16 protein-coding genes are annotated in these 16,418 nt (G+C 59.8%); 5 read left to right on the plus strand and 11 right to left on the minus strand.

The window, feature by feature from the left end:
• Positions 1-45: 45 nt before the first annotated feature.
• Both D3879_RS12600 and D3879_RS12605 read right to left on the minus strand, forming a co-directional pair.
• Entirely contained in the window at positions 46-882 is an 837-nt protein-coding gene (locus tag D3879_RS12600; RefSeq protein WP_119954563.1) for a pirin family protein, read from the minus strand.
• Between the two features lie 10 nt (positions 883-892).
• Positions 893-1,963 carry an alkene reductase gene (locus tag D3879_RS12605; RefSeq protein WP_119954564.1) on the minus strand — a complete coding sequence of 357 codons (1,071 nt, stop codon included), beginning with the start codon at positions 1,961-1,963 and terminating at the stop codon, positions 893-895.
• Positions 1,964-2,065: 102 nt separating this feature from the next.
• Here D3879_RS12605 and D3879_RS12610 point away from each other — a divergent pair, with 102 nt between their 5' ends.
• Positions 2,066-2,947 (plus strand): LysR family transcriptional regulator, encoded by an 882-nt coding sequence (locus tag D3879_RS12610; RefSeq protein WP_119954963.1) that lies wholly within the window; start codon positions 2,066-2,068, stop codon positions 2,945-2,947.
• A gap of 205 nt (positions 2,948-3,152) precedes the next feature.
• Here D3879_RS12610 and trhA read toward each other — a convergent pair whose 3' ends face one another.
• The gene (trhA, locus tag D3879_RS12615; RefSeq protein WP_119954565.1) at positions 3,153-3,770 is read right to left on the minus strand and encodes a PAQR family membrane homeostasis protein TrhA; all 618 of its coding nucleotides are present in this window, start codon (positions 3,768-3,770) and stop codon (positions 3,153-3,155) included.
• 392 nt (positions 3,771-4,162) lie between these two features.
• On the opposite strand from trhA, the gene D3879_RS12620 reads away from it, so the two are divergent.
• A complete protein-coding gene (locus D3879_RS12620; protein ID WP_119954566.1) occupies positions 4,163-4,927 on the plus strand; it encodes an alpha/beta hydrolase in 765 nt (254 codons plus the stop codon).
• Between the two features lie 283 nt (positions 4,928-5,210).
• Here D3879_RS12620 and D3879_RS12625 read toward each other — a convergent pair whose 3' ends face one another.
• Positions 5,211-5,636, minus strand: coding sequence for a 3-isopropylmalate dehydratase (locus D3879_RS12625; protein ID WP_119954567.1), 426 nt, complete (start codon positions 5,634-5,636; stop codon positions 5,211-5,213).
• 151 nt (positions 5,637-5,787) lie between these two features.
• Positions 5,788-6,471, minus strand: a complete 684-nt coding sequence (locus tag D3879_RS12630; RefSeq protein ID WP_119954568.1) for a winged helix-turn-helix transcriptional regulator — start codon at positions 6,469-6,471, stop codon at positions 5,788-5,790.
• A gap of 104 nt (positions 6,472-6,575) precedes the next feature.
• On the opposite strand from D3879_RS12630, the gene D3879_RS12635 reads away from it, so the two are divergent.
• Both D3879_RS12635 and D3879_RS12640 read left to right on the plus strand, forming a co-directional pair.
• Positions 6,576-7,517 carry a carbon-nitrogen hydrolase family protein gene (locus D3879_RS12635; RefSeq protein WP_119954569.1) on the plus strand — a complete coding sequence of 314 codons (942 nt, stop codon included), beginning with the start codon at positions 6,576-6,578 and terminating at the stop codon, positions 7,515-7,517.
• A gap of 72 nt (positions 7,518-7,589) precedes the next feature.
• Positions 7,590-8,024, plus strand: a complete 435-nt coding sequence (locus D3879_RS12640) for a GFA family protein (RefSeq protein WP_119954570.1) — start codon at positions 7,590-7,592, stop codon at positions 8,022-8,024.
• Between the two features lie 335 nt (positions 8,025-8,359).
• Here D3879_RS12640 and D3879_RS12645 read toward each other — a convergent pair whose 3' ends face one another.
• The 6 genes from D3879_RS12645 to D3879_RS12670 all read right to left on the minus strand — a co-directional run bounded on the left by D3879_RS12645 (position 8,360) and on the right by D3879_RS12670 (position 14,740).
• Positions 8,360-8,797: a nucleoside deaminase gene (locus tag D3879_RS12645; protein WP_119954571.1), complete on the minus strand. Its 438-nt coding sequence runs from the start codon at positions 8,795-8,797 to the stop codon at positions 8,360-8,362.
• Between the two features lie 673 nt (positions 8,798-9,470).
• Entirely contained in the window at positions 9,471-10,526 is a 1,056-nt protein-coding gene (locus D3879_RS12650; protein ID WP_119954572.1) for an HAD family hydrolase, read from the minus strand.
• Positions 10,527-10,812: 286 nt separating this feature from the next.
• Positions 10,813-11,628, minus strand: a complete 816-nt coding sequence (locus D3879_RS12655; protein ID WP_119954573.1) for an ABC transporter permease — start codon at positions 11,626-11,628, stop codon at positions 10,813-10,815.
• 3 nt (positions 11,629-11,631) lie between these two features.
• Complete coding sequence (locus tag D3879_RS12660; RefSeq protein WP_119954574.1) at positions 11,632-12,468, minus strand: ABC transporter permease; 837 nt, start codon at positions 12,466-12,468, stop codon at positions 11,632-11,634.
• Between the two features lie 15 nt (positions 12,469-12,483).
• Positions 12,484-13,596 carry an ABC transporter substrate-binding protein gene (locus D3879_RS12665; RefSeq protein ID WP_119954575.1) on the minus strand — a complete coding sequence of 371 codons (1,113 nt, stop codon included), beginning with the start codon at positions 13,594-13,596 and terminating at the stop codon, positions 12,484-12,486.
• Between the two features lie 58 nt (positions 13,597-13,654).
• On the minus strand, positions 13,655-14,740 hold the full coding sequence (locus D3879_RS12670; protein ID WP_119954576.1) for an ABC transporter ATP-binding protein: 1,086 nt from the start codon (positions 14,738-14,740) through the stop codon (positions 13,655-13,657).
• Between the two features lie 637 nt (positions 14,741-15,377).
• Between D3879_RS12670 and D3879_RS12675 the strand changes: the two genes are divergently transcribed.
• A complete protein-coding gene (locus tag D3879_RS12675) occupies positions 15,378-16,358 on the plus strand; it encodes a zinc-dependent alcohol dehydrogenase family protein (RefSeq protein ID WP_119954577.1) in 981 nt (326 codons plus the stop codon).
• Positions 16,359-16,418 lie beyond the last annotated feature (60 nt).

Below are 16,418 nucleotides of genomic sequence, written 5' to 3' on the forward strand. Positions count from 1 at the left end.
AAGGTTGGGGCACTAACGCCCCGGGTTTGGGACTGTTTCGATCATTCAACGAGGTTGCAGCTTTCCGAACGCACCGCGCTGGTAGCTCTCGACGGCCTCGGTCAGCGCTTCTGAAGAGGCAAGCGCCAGTGGCCCTTGCCAATACACCGGTTGACGAAGGGGGAGGCCAGAAAACAGCACCGCCTTGGTGTTTCCCTTGTTTGCACCCAACGTGACGATGCGATCCTCGCGCTGCGGCAGGTTCACTGGCAGCTTTGGCTCGATGAGGTTGAAGAGTTGGCCATCGACCGACACCTCACCGTCAATCGGCATCACGAACGCGGTATGGCCCTCCGGTATCGGGATGCTCACTTCAGAGCCTTCCTCGATGGCGATGTCCAGCATGCGCACGTCGGTGGGCAGCGATAGCGGCGAAGAAACACCCGCAAAACTGCCCAGCGGCACCCTGACTTTGGCCCCCGGCAAATGCACCACGGGCACGTCCTGCGCTTCGAGGCTAAACACAAACGGCGAGGCCGCTTGCCGATCCCGTGGGAGGTTGATGAAAATCTGCAGCATGTGCACGGTCTTGCCCGGCTCGGCGGGCACTTCTTCATGCACCACGCCGTTACCCGCCGCCGTCCAATGCAGCCCACCCGGCCGAATCAGGTTGCGATTGCCCAGCGAGTCCCGGTTATCAATCCCTGTCTCGGAATCAAGAAACAGGTAGGACACCGCTGAAAAACCAGCATGCGGGTGCGGTGGAAACGTCGGCCCGCTGATCCAGGCATGGTCGACCGCGAGAAACGGGTCGATGGGTTCGGCGGACTGACCTCCCCGCAGCGTGAACGCACGGAAGTGACTGCCGTGATTCATGCGCTGTAGTCGTGCGACGGTCGTCATGGCAGTTTCCTCAGGCGCTTTGTGCCGGGCTCATCGCCGGGTAATCGATATACCCCTCCACGCCCGGTGCGTAGAACGTGTCCTTGTTCGGCACATTAAGCCCGGCGCCTGTGCGAAAACGCTCGGGCAGATCGGGGTTGGCGAGGAATGCGCTGCCAAAAACTGCCGCGTCTGCTCGACCATCAACGATCAGGGATTCGGCGGAGTGTTGGTCGAGTCCGCCACCTATCAGGTAGCTGCCATCGAACAGTGGGCGCAACAAGGCGTGGTAGTCGATGCTGGCGCCGAACAGGGCAACATGCAGATAGCCGAGATTGAGCCCGCGCAGTTGCTCGACCAGATAGGTGTAGGTTTCTTGCGGGTTGGCATCGACGATGTCGTTGAAGTTCATTTCAGGTGAGATCTTGAGGCCCACACGATCACTACCAATCTCCGTCGATACTGCGTTCAGCACCTCCAGTACAAAGCGAACACGGTTTTCAACCGATCCACCGTACTCATCAGTGCGCTGATTGCTGCCAGTCGAGAGAAACTGTTCAGGCAGATACCCCGAAGCGGCATGCAACTCGACACCGTCGAACCCGGCTTCCACAGCTAGGCGTGCCGCCCGACGGTAGTCCTCGATGACCGAGGCGATCTCCACCACGCTCAACGCATGTGGAGTGACGAAGTCCTCAAGGCCCGTAGCTGTCCACGTCTGGCCTGCGGGTTTGATCGCGGAGGGTGCCTGTGGCTGGGCGCCATTAGGCAACAGCGAAGGGTGCGAAATGCGTCCGCAGTGCATCAACTGCATGAAGATCCGTCCACCGCGAGCATGTACGGCCTCGGAGACTTGCTTCCAGGCGGCAACCTGCTCGGCGGTTTCGATACCGGGGGTGCGGACGTAACCCTTACCCAGTGCGACAGGGAACACCCCTTCAGTGATGATCAACCCAGCACCGGCGCGCTGTGCGTAGTAGGTGGGCACCAGCTCGGTCGGTACCCCTGAATCATCGGAACGCGAGCGAGTCATCGGAGCCATGACCATACGGTTGGACAGTGTGTAGCGACCGAGCTGGACTTGAGAAAAAAGCGAATTCATTGCGGTGCTCCTCAGTAAACGATGTGGCTATCATTCATCAATCCGAATCCGGGATAAACCGGGTAAAATTGAAATGACTGATCCACTGATGGAGCAATGGCATTGGAGTTTCTCAACGACATGGCACTGTTTGTCGAGGTCGTGAAGGCGCGTAGTTTCCGCCGAGCGGCGGAGGCTATGGGTATGCCGAACTCGACGCTGTCTCGCCGGATAAGTGGCCTCGAGAAGGAAATCGGGCTAAGGCTTCTGCATCGTACAACCCGCAAGATCGAGCTGACTGAGGCGGGGCAGTTGTACTTCGATCGCTGCAAACGCATCGTCGAGGAGGCCAGGCTCGCGCACGAGCAGCTGGGCGAAATGCTTGCTCGACCCAGCGGTGTACTGCGGGCCTCGCTCCCGGTGGATTTCGCCAATATCTACCTGGCGCCGCTGATTGCGGAGTTTGCTCGGCTGTATCCCGGTATCAGCTTCGAGTTCGATCTGACCCCGCGTCAGGTCGATCTGGTGAGTGAGCCGGTTGATGTGGTCATTCGCATGGGCGAGCCTGCAAGTTCGAACCTGATTGCCCGTAAGCTCGCCAGTTTGCGCCGCTGTCTTTACGCCTCACCCCACTATCTCGAACTGTCCGGTGATCCTATTCATCCCTCGGATCTGACAAATCACGAATGCCTACGGCTGCGCGGAACGCGTGCTGACCGCTGGACGCTCTCCAGCAATGAAGGGGCTGTGGACGTCGAGATTGGCGGTCGATTCGAACTCAACAGCGTGGGAATGATTCGACGTCTGGCGACGCTGGACCTAGGTATCGCGTTACTACCGGAAGGCATCGCTGCGCAAGACCTTGCCAATGGCACTCTGCGCAAAGTCTTGCCGCAGTGGCACGCCTCGCCCATCTCGGTTTACGCCCTCACCGAGACGCGACTGTTGCCAGCGAAAACCCAACGGTTTATCGAGTTTCTGCGGGAACGACTCGAAAATGCATAGCGTGATCACCTTGAAAAAAGGTACTTGGAGAATCCGTGCCAGTACGGGCGCGAAACAAATTTTCGTCCTGATTTATAGGCACCTAGGACAGCCAGTGTCTGCTGTTGGCCGGTAGCTGCCTGTCGCGAAAGGCAGAAGTCGACCCATTCCGGACAATCGCAGGGCGCCTATTAAACCCGGAGCTGTTCAATTGGCCAGGGTTGTTTCATAAGACATAGAACAAGATCGCAACAAAGTGCAGCAAGCTCCCGGCAATAACAAACAGGTGCCAGATACCATGCCAATGACGGAAGCGGCTGTCGAAGGCAAAGAAGATAATCCCGACGGTGTAGAAAACTCCGCCAGCGGCCAACCAGGTAAAGCCCACATTGCCCAGGGCTGCGATCAGAGGTTTGACCGCCACCAGGACAATCCAGCCCATCAGCGCATAGATCACGATGGATAAAATCCGCGCCTCGGAGCGCGGCTTGATCTCTTGCAGCATGCCGATCAGCGCCAGCCCCCAGACTATTCCGAACAACGACCAGCCCCACGGCCCACGCAAAGTCACCAGACAAAACGGCGTGTAGCTGCCCGCGATCAATAGATAAATCGACAGGTGATCGAGCTTGCGCATGATCACCTTCGCTCGCCCCTGCACGCTGTGATAGATCGTCGAGGTGCTGTAGAGCAACAGCAAGGTAGCGCCATAGATCGCGACACTGATGATCTTCCACGGGGAGCCATCCAGGCTTGCCAACACCAGCAGCCAGACCGCGCCGATACAGGCCAGGACAGCACCGACCAAGTGAGTCCAGGCGTTGAATCTTTCACCGTGATACATGTTTTCCTGACCTCAAACCGCCGCAATTGTGCGAGCGCCCCAGGCTTATGGCTGAAAGCACAAGCCGCCGCCACCATTGCTTCCTTAAGTAGGGCATCACAAACAATCCAGAGCATCTGGACGATTTTGCCATTACTCATCAACGGCGCTCATCGACTAAGCGGAAGAGCAAAGGCCGCGAACGTTGCTTACCCAAGGATTGCCGCTTCAGCCCTTGCAGGCCCACGTTCAGCATTCACACGGGTAGCGACCTTGAGCGGTCAGTGGACAGAAAGCTGGCACTTTACTAGCGTTGTTTGGGCTGCTGCCGAATCGACTTGAGCAGCCCGGGCTTGCTGTCCAAGTCGTGTTTCACCTCGAACAGAGTCGCCTACTAGATAGTAGTTAGCCGCATGCCGCGAACCTTGGTTTCACTCTTCGCATTAGTTGCAGCCTTGTACCTGGGGCTCTGTGCCGCGCTGTTCGTGTTTCAACGCGCCCTCATCTACCACCCACAACCACGCGCCATTGGTACCTCCGCAACTATTCTTAAGCTGCCAGTAGCCGACGCGGATGTACTGGTGTCAGTCAGGCCGCACGACGGCCCGAATGCTTTGATCTACTTCGGAGGAAATGCCGAGGACGTCTCTTTGAGCCTGCCCACGTTTTCGCAGGCTTTTCCAGATCACGCCATCTACTTGCTTCACTACAGAGGCTACGGTGGAAGTTCTGGGTCGCCATCTGAGGATTCAATTCAGCGCGATGCGATTGCCTTGTTTGACAAGGTCTACGCCGCACACTCACGTATTGCGGTTGTGGGTCGCAGCTTGGGCTCGGGCGTTGCCGTTCGCCTCGCTAGCCAACGCCCGGCAGCGCGCCTGATCCTGATCACGCCCTACAACAGTCTTCAAGAACTCGCCGCAAGTCAGTTCCCCTATTTCCCGGTGAAGTGGCTGCTAAAGGACAAGTTTGAATCCTGGAAATACGCGCCTCGCATAGCTGTGCCGACACTCTTGATCGCCGCTGAGCACGACGAAGTCATACCGCGCTCAAGCACGCAGAAGCTCTACACGCATTTCGCCAACGGCGTGGCCTCGCTACAAGTCATACCGGGTAGGGGCCACAACTCAATATCCGAGAGCCCCCAGTACCTCAAAATGCTAGGCGCCGCGCTGTGAGTGCAGCGGCCTCTTTCATCGAACGTTAGTACGCGAGAGACCGCTTTTTGCCGATCTCAGCCAGCCACGGCCATCCCAACAGGCTTGTGCCATAGAACCAATATTTCTGTGAAAACCATTATCTCGGCAGCTCAGGCCTCATTAGCGTGCGCAATGACGTGCCCGCTGCCCGCTACCCCATACAGCGACACAGCGCGTGGCGGGAGACGGTGAACCAGGGGAAGCGTGCGCAGGAGGGATTGCACACTGGTGCCGTCCTCTTGCAATCACACGCGGATGAGGCTCAACGTGCCTCCGCCCGAATCGCAAACCCGCCCTTGTTCTCACTGACGATTCGGAAATGCTGGCTCTCACCCTCCTCCAACCGAACAGCCAGTTCGCTGCGCAGGCGGCCCTTGCCGCAGAGTGTGTCGTCCTGTTCATCGATGCCGATGCCGACGATGCGAGCTCCCGCTGGCACGTGGAAGTTGGCCACCTCGCCGATGCCGATACGCGCGGCCACCTGGCGGTCGATCAGGAAGGCCACGTAACAACCACCGCCGAGCATGCCCATGTCGCGGTTCACCACGACCTGACCACCGCCTTCGATAGGCTGCTGATAGGCCAGCAGGCGGTCATCGGGGACCTGGGTCACTTGGTCTGGGTCGGCGCGAAAGGATGAACAACCGGCGAGCGCCAGTAGGGGTAGTACTGCACAGATCAATCGCATTGGGGCCCTCCTTGGGCGGATGATCGGTGGGGATGCTGCAGGAACTGTAGCTGAACCGCCTCTGATTCTGTAGATGCCTCATAGCATCCGAAAGAGGTCGAGAGCGGTTTGTCGACCGTGGAAGATGGTTCCGCGATGGCAGCCGCCAGGGCTAGAGTGCAGCGCTCCGGGTACCGGCGAACGTGCTCGTGCCAAGCCAGCGCCACAGGCTTTCCGCATCCTGTGCCACGCCGTCGACACCCAGCTCTCGGGACTGAAGGACCTCCCGCGGTGTGCGGTCGCCAGTCCACACCTCGGTCAACGCGCGCACGCTAGAGTCCACGACGAGCGTCAGGTCGCGTCCGGGGTCGTCGCGGCACAGGTCTGCCACACCATGCTCGACCACGAGCCACCACTCTTGCTCGCCGGGCCGCGCGTCGCGGAACCTGAAGTGGATGACCACCGGTCGGGGCGGGAACTCCTCGATGCGCGCGAACCGGCGCACGTCCCACATGAGCAGGCCCGCGTCGAGTTCGTCATCGCGAAGGCGACTGCCGATCCAGCGCGCGCCCCAATGACCGAGCGCCATGATGATGGGGCGCAAATCCTCGCCCGCCTCGGTCAGGCTGTACTTCCAGACTTTGCCTGCGGCCGTGCGATGAACGACACCGATATCTTCCAAATGGCGCAGCCGCTGTGCCAGCAGGCTGGTGGACATCCGTGGTACGCCGCGGTGTAGGTCATTGAAGCGCTTACTGCCGCACAGCAGCTCGCGCACGACCAAAGGCGTCCAGCGCTCGCACAGTGCTTCAGCACCGCGCGCGACCGTGCAGAACTGACCGTAGCTATCTTCCATTGCCTGGACTCCGCGACTACAACGCTTCAGATTCTGGACTAGCCTTGCAACTTCGTCACGCGCACGCTGAGGCCGTCGAAAGCCCACAGCCACAGGAGAACACCATGACGACGATTGCCATCATTCAGCGCCCGCCAGTGCTGCTCGATCGCAGCGCCACGATCGCCCGGGCCGTGCAATCGGTCGCTGAGGCTGCGGCGGCGGGAGCCTCGCTGATCGTTTTGCCCGAGCAGTTCATTCCAGGTTACCCGTCATGGATCTGGCGGCTGGCGGCGGGAAGGGACGGGGCTGTAATGGGCCAGTTGCATGCGCGGCTGCTGGCCAACGCCGTCGATATCGCGAACGGTGACCTGAGCGAATTGTGCGAGGCCGCTAGAGTTCACGCCGTGACGATCGTGTGCGGCATCAATGAATGCGACCGGATCCATGGCGGCGGCACGCTCTACAACAGCGTAGTCGTTATCGGCGCGAACGGCGAAGTGCTCAACCGACACCGCAAGCTGATGCCAACCAATCCCGAGCGCATGGTGCATGGCTTCGGTGATGCAACCGGGTTGCGCACGGTCGATACACCGGTCGGCCGCGTTGGCGCGCTCATCTGCTGGGAAAACTACATGCCGCTGGCACGCTATTCACTGTATGCCCAAGGGGTGGAGATCTACGTCGCACCCACGTACGACAGTGGCGATGGCTGGATCAGCACGATGCGCCACATTGCACTCGAAGGCCGCTGTTGGGTGCTCGGCAGCGGCACCTTGCTGCGCGGCAGCGACATCCCCGACGACTTCCCGGCTCGTACGCAGCTGTTTCCCGATCCGGACGAATGGATCAACGACGGCGACTCGGTGGTAGTCGATCCCCAAGGCCGGCTCGTGGCCGGTCCGTTGCACCGAGAGGCAGGCATCCTGTATGCGGACATCGACGTCACACGCGTGGCGCCAGCGCGGCGGACGTTCGACGTCACCGGGCACTACGCGCGCCCTGACATTTTCGAACTGCAGGTGCGGCGCACGCCGGCGACAGCGGTGCGCTACATCGACGGGTGAAGGTAGGCAACCTCCAGGCGATCCATGCCATGCCCGGCGGTATCGCCTGGCAATCGATCAAGGAGTCATTCCATGAGCATTGAACGGTCTTACAAGGGCAGCTGTTTTTGCGGCGCAGTCGAGTTCACAGTCAGCGGCGAGCCGGCCGCGATGGGCTATTGCCATTGCGAGTCGTGTCGGCATTGGTCAGCAGGGCCGGTCAATGCCTTCACGCTGTGGAAACCCGAGGCCGTGCAAGTGACTCGGGGTGCTGACAACATCGGCACATACAACAAGTCACCGCAGAGTTACCGCAAGTGGTGCAAGACTTGCGGCGGGCACATCTTCACCGAACACCCGGGGATGGGGCTCATCGACGTGTATGCCGCGGTCATCCCGGATCTCGCGTACTCGCCAGGCGTTCACGTCCACTATCAGGAGACCGTGCTGCGCATCAAAGATGGGTTCCCCAAGCTGAAGGATGTTCCCAAGGAATTAGGGGGATCGGGCATCAGCGTGGACGAATAGCGCTAGCAAGCGCGTTTCCATCGGGTAGGGCGCATGGGCACTGTGTCAATCCCTGTAACGTGCGCGGCAACTCGCACGTTACCTTCTAACCATGCGCCGCTGGATGGAAGTCCTTGCAAACGGAATAGGTCGAAAGCAGCTGTTGGTGAAGGGCGGCTTATGACCCAGGCTGTGTGAAGCCGTAGCGAGCGAAGGTTAGACAAGGCAAAAACAGGCGAAAAGGCGCAGTTTACGAGTTGTAAATGAGCATTTTGAGCCTGGTTTTAACGCCGTCTAACCGAGCGCAGTAGTTTTCACACAGCCTGGACCAATTTCGGATGCCCGGATGGTCAGGGTCATTCACCAATGTCTTCATTCCAAAGCTCGGGCTTGCGGGCGATAAAGCTGCGCATCAGCTCCACGCAAGTATCATCCTGCAAGACGTCCACCTGCACGCCTCGCGCCCGGAGCGATTCTTCCTCGCCCATAAAAGTCAGGTTTTCGCCGATGACGACTTTCGGAATGCCGTAAAGCAGGATCGCACCACTGCACATCGCACAGGGCGACAGGGTGGTATACAGCACCGAAGCCCGGTAGATGTGGGCAGGTAAGCGGCCGGCATTCTCGAAAGCATCCATCTCTCCGTGCTTGATCACGCTGCCCTGCTGCACACGCTGGTTGTGTCCGCGCCCAATGATACGGCCATGGTGCACGATGACCGAACCGATCGGAATTCCGCCCTCGGCCAGACCAAGTTGTGCTTCTTCAATCGCAGCTTGCATGAACGGGTCCATCTTTTTTCCTTACGGCTTGAAGATACTGGCTGAAGAGCGCCACTCACGACTGGCAAAACCCGCCCCAAAACAGATGGTCGATATCACGATAAATAAGTTGTAGCCCGGATTCTGCTTCACTCCAACCGGGCTACGCGTGCTGGGTATCCTTTTTCATGGCAACGAACGTACCCCGAACCAGTATTTGGTCACCGCCGCGCTGCTTCAGGGTGTGGACTAGCGAGTTGAATCATCCATGCCGACAGCCTTTATTCGGCAGCATTCAGCAATGAGTGAGGGCGAATCTTCGCCGTACGTGGTCACAAAACAAGGTCGCGTCGGTGAGCAACCTTTGGCACCCCGGTAACCGCTTCCAGTTTGCCGGGCACTTCTGAGTAGAACGGCCTTGGCTCATGCCATGCCTGTCGCTCCAGGCGTTTAGCCTTGCTGTTGCCGGTAGGCACCAGGGTGTCTGAAGGCGAGCTGGTGGCAGAAATCATCGACCCGGTTACTGGCCACTTCGAGACTCTGTACAGCCCCACGCAGGCCTGCTCTATGCATGCACTTTATATCGCTTCGTGAAACGAGGGGATACGGTCGCCAAAGTAGCTGGCAGCGAGATTCGTCATAGCGGCAAGCTGCTGGACGCCTGAGGCATGAGCAAAGCCGCCGGACTGGCCGGCGGCGGCAAGGTTTACTGAATATCTTCCGGCACCACGACTATCCAGTTCTTGTCGGCAGTCACCGGCTGGCCGAGCTTGGCCTGGGCGGCGGCGTGCTTGGCGATCATGCCGTTGATCTGGTCCATGTATTTAGCCTTGCGGTTGATCCACAGATGGATGCCGCCTTTGTCCACATCGGTGCTGTGGAACAGCATGTAGCCATCGCTGCTAGGCGTATCGCCGGCCACCAGGATCGGCTTCTTCCACTCGTCGATGTAAGTGAGGATGGCCGCCTGCTTACCAGACATCCAGGTCGCCGGAGTCCACAGATAAGGCGTGAGCTCCAGGCCCAGGTTGGCCTTCTCGTCATACTTGCCAGCCGTGATCTGTTTGCGCGCAGTGGTCACCGCCCCGGTGGCACGGTCTTTCAGTAGCGTGCTGACGCCGATGACGTTTTGCGGTTTGACGTTGTAGCCGTACTTGGGGTCGGCGGCGACCATCCGCACCAGCTCTTCATGGGCGGCGGTCATCACATAGACCTCGATGCCGTTTTCCATCAGCAGGTTCATCAGCTCGCGCTGACCGGAGAAAACCTTCGGCGGGTTGATCTCGATGTTTTTTACCGTGTCGCCTTCGTAATAAGTGCTCGGCACCGGCTTGCCATAGGCCATCAACTCATCGACGTAGCCTTTCAGCTCTTTCAGGGTGAAACCCGAGAACACCTGCGCGACCCAGGGGTAGCAAACCATGTCGTCGATTTCGCAGAGGCGGTAGTAGTAGCTATTGAGGCTTTCCTTGTGGCCATTGACGTCCTTGAAGGGGATCAGCTTCAACGAGGGATCGAGCTTTTCCCGAGTCAGTACGCCCTTCATTTCCATAAAGGGCAGCAGCGACTCTTCCAAGTCATAGCGGTAGCTGGTGTTGTCCATGTCGAACACGGCGTAATTGCCTTTGTTGGCATTCGCCTTGACCAACGCGTCGAGTTGCTTGGCCGCCGGCTCTGGCCAATGGGTCAATTCAGTGGCCAGAACCTGACCGGCGAGGCCAGTTAACAACAAACCCGCGAGCAACCCCTTTGCAAATGACATATACGTCCCTCCCCTGTCGTGACAGAAATGAAGGCTCAGAACCGAGCCTCATCGAGGAACCTAACAAAAGCATCAAAAGCTTCACGACATGCAACCGACCCCGAGCATCGCGATAGCGCCATGCAACTCGAGGTGCCGCTTTCGACACTCATAGGCCTATGCCGCGACCAACCTCACTGGAACCTGGCCCTCTCTCCAGCCTTCTCCCTTTAGGATCGCCCTGGACGGGCGCCCATAGCCGTAGAGAGAACTAATCAACTCAGGGGATAGAGGACAAGTGGGACTTTTATTCCTGAAGCTGCCTTGCCGCGTAACGCTGGGCAAGCATCCTGCCGACCAGCGTCACCAGAGTCACTCCAATCAACAGCACGGAAATCGCCGCCACCGCCGGATCGATGTTGTCGCGTAGGCCCGACCAGATCTGTCGTGGCAGGGTGTTGACCTCGGTGCTGGTGACAAACAGGGTCACCGCAATCTCTTCCCAGGACAGCGCGAAGCACAGCAGCGCTGTACTGGCGATGCCCAGCTTGAGATTCGGCAGCACCACCATGAAAGTGGTCTGGCTGAGGCTGGCGCCGAGGTTTCGCGCAGCCAGTTCGATGCGTCGGTCGAGTTGGCTGAGCGCTACCAGCATGGTTACCACGCCGTAGGGCACGACCATTACGATGTGCGCGATGGTCAGACCGAACAGGGTGTCGTAACCCAGCCCGGGAGCGAAGCGACTGACAGTGGTTTCCATGAAATACAGGACCATCGCCGAGATCATCGGCGGGATCGCCATCGGCAGCAGCACCAGGCCGATCAGCAGGGTCGCCAGGCGCGAGCGCAGATACCAGATGCCAAGGCTGAAGCTCACCGCTAGGGCGGTGGCGATGATGCAGGTCGCAGTTGCCACCAAAGCGCTCTGGCCGAGACTGGAGAGCCATTCCGGGCTGTCCAGCAGGGCTTCGTAGTGGCGCAGTGACCAGTGCCCGTTGGGCATCGACAGAAAGCGTTTAGCGGTGAAGGAGACGGGAATCACCGCCAGCAGTGGAAACACCATGAAGATCATGGCGATCACCGCGAACAGCCGGCTGGTCCCTCGGGTTTCGTGTGAGTTCATGGTTCAGCCCACCAACTTGTCAACGCGGGTCATGCGCAGCAGCGCCCAGATCAAGCCCATTACCATGGCCAGCAGCACCACGCTGAGCGCGGCACCGAGGCCCCAGTTGCTGGTCTGGAACATCTGCAGGTAGACGTATTCGGCGACCATCACCGTCTGCCCGCCGCCGAGGATCGCCGGAGTGATGAAGAAGCCCAGGCAGAACACGAAGACGATGATGAAGGCACCGAGAATGCCCGGTGTGGTCTGCGGCACGAAGATCGTCCAGAAGGTGCGCAGTTGCCCGGCCCCCAGCCCGCGTGCGGCCAGCAGCACGCGCGGGTCGAGACGGCGCATGGTCGAAACCAGCGGGAACAGCGCGAATGGCACCATGAAATGGACCATTCCGATGATCACGCCGAGTTCGTTGCGGGTCAGTTGCAACGGCTCGCTGATCAACCCCAGCGCTTGCAGCCAGCCGTTCAGCAAGCCATTGCTGCGCAGTGCGATCAGCCAGCCGAAGGCACGCACCAGCACCGACAGCCAGAACGGGATGAACACGCAGATTTCCACCATGCGCTGCCAGAACGGCGAGCTGAACACCCAGCAGTAAGCCATCAGGTACGCGATCACCAGGGCGGTCACGCTCACCGTCGCGCACAGCCTGAAGGTACGCCAGAGAACGTCGTGGATCGCCGGGTCGGTGGCAATGCGCTGGTACTGTTCGATGCCGGGCTCCGGCAGGCTGAAACTCCAGCCCACCACGCCGGCGAACGGCAGCACATAGAACACCAGCAGGATCAGCGGTAGCGGCAACAGCAGAGCGCTAAGCTTGAGCCGCGAGGGAGCATTACCGGCCATGCATGTCGCTCCCGGTCATTTCGAAATTCGCGTCAGGTACTGTTCGAGCGCTACCGCGTAATGGTCGGTGTACCACTCGTGGCTGAGCTGGATCTGCTTGGGCAGGTTCTCTACCGCCGTGCAGTTCAAATGCTGCAGCTCTGGCGGGATCAGCGCCGCGCCTGCCGGGTTGGCCGGGCCATTGCCGAACAGCTTGAACAGTTCGGCCTGCGACTGTGGGTCTTGCGCGTAGGCGATGAAGCGCATCGCCGCATCGCGACCCGCGGGGTTGCCCTTGAGCACGCCCCAGTTGCTGCAAGTGAGCAGGGCGTTGTCGAAACTCCAGGCGATGCGCCCTTCGCTGTCCTCGCCGATCACCTTGGCGCGGGTGTTCCAGATCGCGCCCATGGAGACCTCGCCTTCGATCAGCAGTTGCTGGGTTTCCGCTCCCGAACCCCAGAAGGCCAGCACGTGTGGCTTGAGTTCCTCGATCTTGTTCAGGGCGCGCGCAACGTCCAGCGGGTAGAGCTTGTCCGGCTCAACGCCGTCGGCCAACAGCGCGGCCTCGAGCATGCCGTTCATCCACTTGTAGAGGGTACGCTTGCCGGGGAATTTCTCGACGTTCCAGAAATCCTTCCAGTCGCGCGGGGCGTTGTCGCCGAAGCGTTCGGTGTCGTAGGCGATCACGTAGCTGAGCATGTAGTCGGCGATGCCGTATTCATAGGCGAAGCCGGGCAGCACCTTGTTGCGGTCGACGACGTTGTAGTCGATCGCCTGCACCAAGCCTTCCTTGCCGAGGTTCTGCAGGATCGAGCTTTCCGCATCGACCACGTCCCAGCTCACCCGGCCGCTGCTCAGTTGGGTACGGATGGCGCCTTCGGTGGGCCCGCTGCCGTCGATCTTCACCGGAATGCCGGTGGCCTTGCTGAAGCCTTCGGTCCAGGCCTTGCCGAACGCCTTGATCGCGTCCCCACCCCAGTTGACCACGATCAGCGGTTTGTCCGCCGCCCAGCTCACCCCGTTTCGCAGGGCCAGTGGCAGCGCGGCGAGCAGGCCCATGCCCTTGAGGAAGGAGCGACGGTCGATCTGCCCGCGACGGGCCTTTTCCATGAGGATTTCGATGCAGTCTTGCTGATGCGGATTGTGCATGACGGATTACCTGCGAATAAGGGAAGGACGTGCGGAACCGATGGCGCCGATAGGTGGATTAGGCCAGCAGCAGACTTTTTTCGATGGGCCAGCTCAGCCAGACGTGCGCCCCATGTTCCAGGCGCGCCGCGAGGTGGTCGGCATGTACCGCCAGGCTCATCGGCGGTGTCCCGTCAGCGGAGGTACTGAGGCCCAGCTCAGTGCACGAGCCCTGATAGGTCTTGGCGGTCAGCACCGCCTGCACCACGTTGTGGCCTTCGGCGCTGGGCACCGAGGTATGCAGTTGCATGTGTTCCGGCCGCACGGCCAACAGTGGGGCACTTGCATCGAGTGCTAGCGAGGGTTCGGCGCGCAGTTCGGCTTCGCCATAGCGGCCGCAGGCGTGGGTGCCGGAACGGCTCATCTGACTCAGTGGGAACAGGTTCATTTTGCCGAGGAACTCAGCGACGAAGCGGTTGCTCGGCTGGTTGTAGATGGTGTGAGGGGTGTCGATCTGTGCCAGTTGGCCGCGATTGAAGATGGCGATGCGGGTGGACAGGGCAAGAGCTTCGTTCTGGTCATGGGTGACGAAGACGAAGGTGGTGCCGATCTGCCGGTGGATGCGCTGCAATTCGGCCTGCAATTGTTCGCGGAGGTTCTTGTCCAGCGCCGAGAGTGGTTCGTCGAGCAGCAGCATGTCCGGCTCGAACACCAGCGCGCGGGCGATGGCCACGCGTTGCTGCTGGCCGCCGGACAATTCGCTGGGACGCTTGCCACGGTGTTCGCCAAGGCCGACCACATCGAGCATGTGCCGCACGCGGCGGTTGCGTTCCTCGGTTTTCACGCCGCGGATCTTCAGCGGAAAAGCGACGTTGTCCTCGATGCTCATGTGCGGGAACAGCGCGTAGCCCTGGAACACCATGCCGAAATTACGCTGTTCGGCGGGGCGCCGGGTGATGTCTTGGCCTTGTTCTTCCAAGCGGCCATGTGAAGGATTCTGGAACCCGGCGAGAATCATCAGGAAAGTGGTTTTACCGGAACCGGAGGGGCCTAGCAGAGTGAGGAATTCGCCTTGCTGGATATCGATGGAAACGCTATCCAACGCACAGAAGCTGCCATAGCTTTTGCCGATTTCGATGGCACGAAGTTGGGGTTGTTGCACCACTGCGCTTACCTCATTTTCTTCTTGTTATCGAGTAGGTCGACTGATGGGTCAGGTCGGCCCTTTGCACAGTATTGTTAGATCTACATCCGCTTCAATCGCATTTTTTTGGAGTGATTATTCGATATTTCTCAGCATTCGATCTCCACGAACAATTGCCACGTCGGTGACGCAGTGGCAGCGGTTCGGCGGTTTGATAGCGATGTTGAAGGGCGCGCCAGCAGCAATGCCGTTCATTTGAGCATGCGTCTGAGCCGTTTATCCCTCGCCCGCCCCCGCTCCCGTAAACGGGCGAGGGGTTTTAGGCGCGCAGTCCTTAAGTGAGCGGCATCAGCGCCGCTGCGGTGCTCAGTCGTTCACTTGAGCAGGCGTTGGCGCCATTTGTCCCCTCGCCCCTTTGGGGAGAGGGCTAGCGAGAGGGGAACATGGCCAAATGAATTCACTTTTGCCTGTGACTCACCCTCTCCCCCAGCCCCTCTTCCGTGAAACAGGCGAGGGGAGTCAGGCGCGCAGACCTCAAGTGAACGGCCGTTCCTGCGCATTTTGTTTCTGCCGTCGGCAGACCGCGCGTTTCTTTTAGCCACTGAGGTCTAGACTCTATCGCAGCCGTTTTTGTCCCTGTGACTCTTGGAGAATCAGCATGCTGAAAGCCGAATACCAACGCCGCGGCCCAGTGCCGCAAGAGGTAATCGAAGCCGTCGAACTGCAGCTGCCTGCGCTGGCCCCCGGTCAGGTGCGGGTCAAAGTCTTGGCCGCACCGATCAACCCCTCGGACGTACTCACCCTGACCGGCGAATACGGCATGCTGCCGCCGCTGCCGGCGATTGGCGGCAATGAAGGGGTTGGCCGTGTCGAAGAATTGGGCCCGGAGGTGAGCCAGCTGAAAATCGGCCAAACTGTGCTTTTACCGATTGGCTGTGGCACGTGGGTAACGCACCTGAACGTCGAAGCGAAGAAGCTGATTGCGCTACCCGACGCCGACCCACAGCAGTTGGCGATGATGACAGTGAACCCGCCGACGGCTTCGCTACTGCTCAGCGAGTTCGTCGATCTGCAACCGGGCGACTGGGTAATTCAGAACGCCGCCAACTCCGGCGTCGGTAGCTATTTGATCCAGCTGGCTAAACTGCGCGGCTTCAAAACCCTCAACGTGGTACGCCGGGAGTCGGCGGTCGCCGCGGTAAAAGCCGAAGGTGCCGATGTGGTGCTGGTGGACGGGCCAGACTTGCCCAAACGCGTGCGCGAAGCCACCGGTGGCGCTGCCGTACGCTTAGGTATCGATGCGGTTGGCGGCGTTGCCACAGACCATCTGGCCGGCAGCCTTAGTGAAGGCGGCGTGCTGGTGAACTACGGCATGATGAGTCGCGAACCGTGCCAGGTTTCGCCGGCCTCCTTCGTCTTCCGTGACGTAAGTTTGCGCGGCTTCTGGCTGGCCAAGTGGTTCCGCGTGTCCACGCCGGCGCAGCAGGTGAAGGTATTTGCCGAACTGACCCAACTGATTGCCAGCGGCAAGCTGAAAACCCGCGTCGCCGCGACCTACGATGTCAGCCAGATCAAGGAAGCCGTGGCCGCCGCAGCCAGGGGTGAACGCGATGGCAAAATACTGATCGTGCCGAAGTAAGGTCGTAAAGCTCAGTTTGATGGAGTAACTGCCGTTCGATGGGTTACGGCCCGTGGCCTA

This window comes from Pseudomonas cavernicola, from assembly GCF_003596405.1.
Lineage (GTDB): Bacteria > Pseudomonadota > Gammaproteobacteria > Pseudomonadales > Pseudomonadaceae > Aquipseudomonas > Aquipseudomonas cavernicola.

Coding starts and splice junctions, on each gene's coding strand:
- D3879_RS12600 (WP_119954563.1), bottom strand. CDS start 882: ATGACGACCGTCGCACGACTACAGCGCATGAATCACGGCAGTCACTTC.
- D3879_RS12605 (WP_119954564.1), bottom strand. CDS start 1,963: ATGAATTCGCTTTTTTCTCAAGTCCAGCTCGGTCGCTACACACTGTCC.
- trhA (WP_119954565.1), bottom strand. CDS start 3,770: ATGTATCACGGTGAAAGATTCAACGCCTGGACTCACTTGGTCGGTGCT.
- D3879_RS12620 (WP_119954566.1), top strand. CDS start 4,163: ATGCCGCGAACCTTGGTTTCACTCTTCGCATTAGTTGCAGCCTTGTAC.
- D3879_RS12625 (WP_119954567.1), bottom strand. CDS start 5,636: ATGCGATTGATCTGTGCAGTACTACCCCTACTGGCGCTCGCCGGTTGT.
- D3879_RS12630 (WP_119954568.1), bottom strand. CDS start 6,471: ATGGAAGATAGCTACGGTCAGTTCTGCACGGTCGCGCGCGGTGCTGAA.
- D3879_RS12635 (WP_119954569.1), top strand. CDS start 6,576: ATGACGACGATTGCCATCATTCAGCGCCCGCCAGTGCTGCTCGATCGC.
- D3879_RS12640 (WP_119954570.1), top strand. CDS start 7,590: ATGAGCATTGAACGGTCTTACAAGGGCAGCTGTTTTTGCGGCGCAGTC.
- D3879_RS12645 (WP_119954571.1), bottom strand. CDS start 8,797: ATGGACCCGTTCATGCAAGCTGCGATTGAAGAAGCACAACTTGGTCTG.
- D3879_RS12650 (WP_119954572.1), bottom strand. CDS start 10,526: ATGTCATTTGCAAAGGGGTTGCTCGCGGGTTTGTTGTTAACTGGCCTC.
- D3879_RS12655 (WP_119954573.1), bottom strand. CDS start 11,628: ATGAACTCACACGAAACCCGAGGGACCAGCCGGCTGTTCGCGGTGATC.
- D3879_RS12660 (WP_119954574.1), bottom strand. CDS start 12,468: ATGGCCGGTAATGCTCCCTCGCGGCTCAAGCTTAGCGCTCTGCTGTTG.
- D3879_RS12665 (WP_119954575.1), bottom strand. CDS start 13,596: ATGCACAATCCGCATCAGCAAGACTGCATCGAAATCCTCATGGAAAAG.
- D3879_RS12675 (WP_119954577.1), top strand. CDS start 15,378: ATGCTGAAAGCCGAATACCAACGCCGCGGCCCAGTGCCGCAAGAGGTA.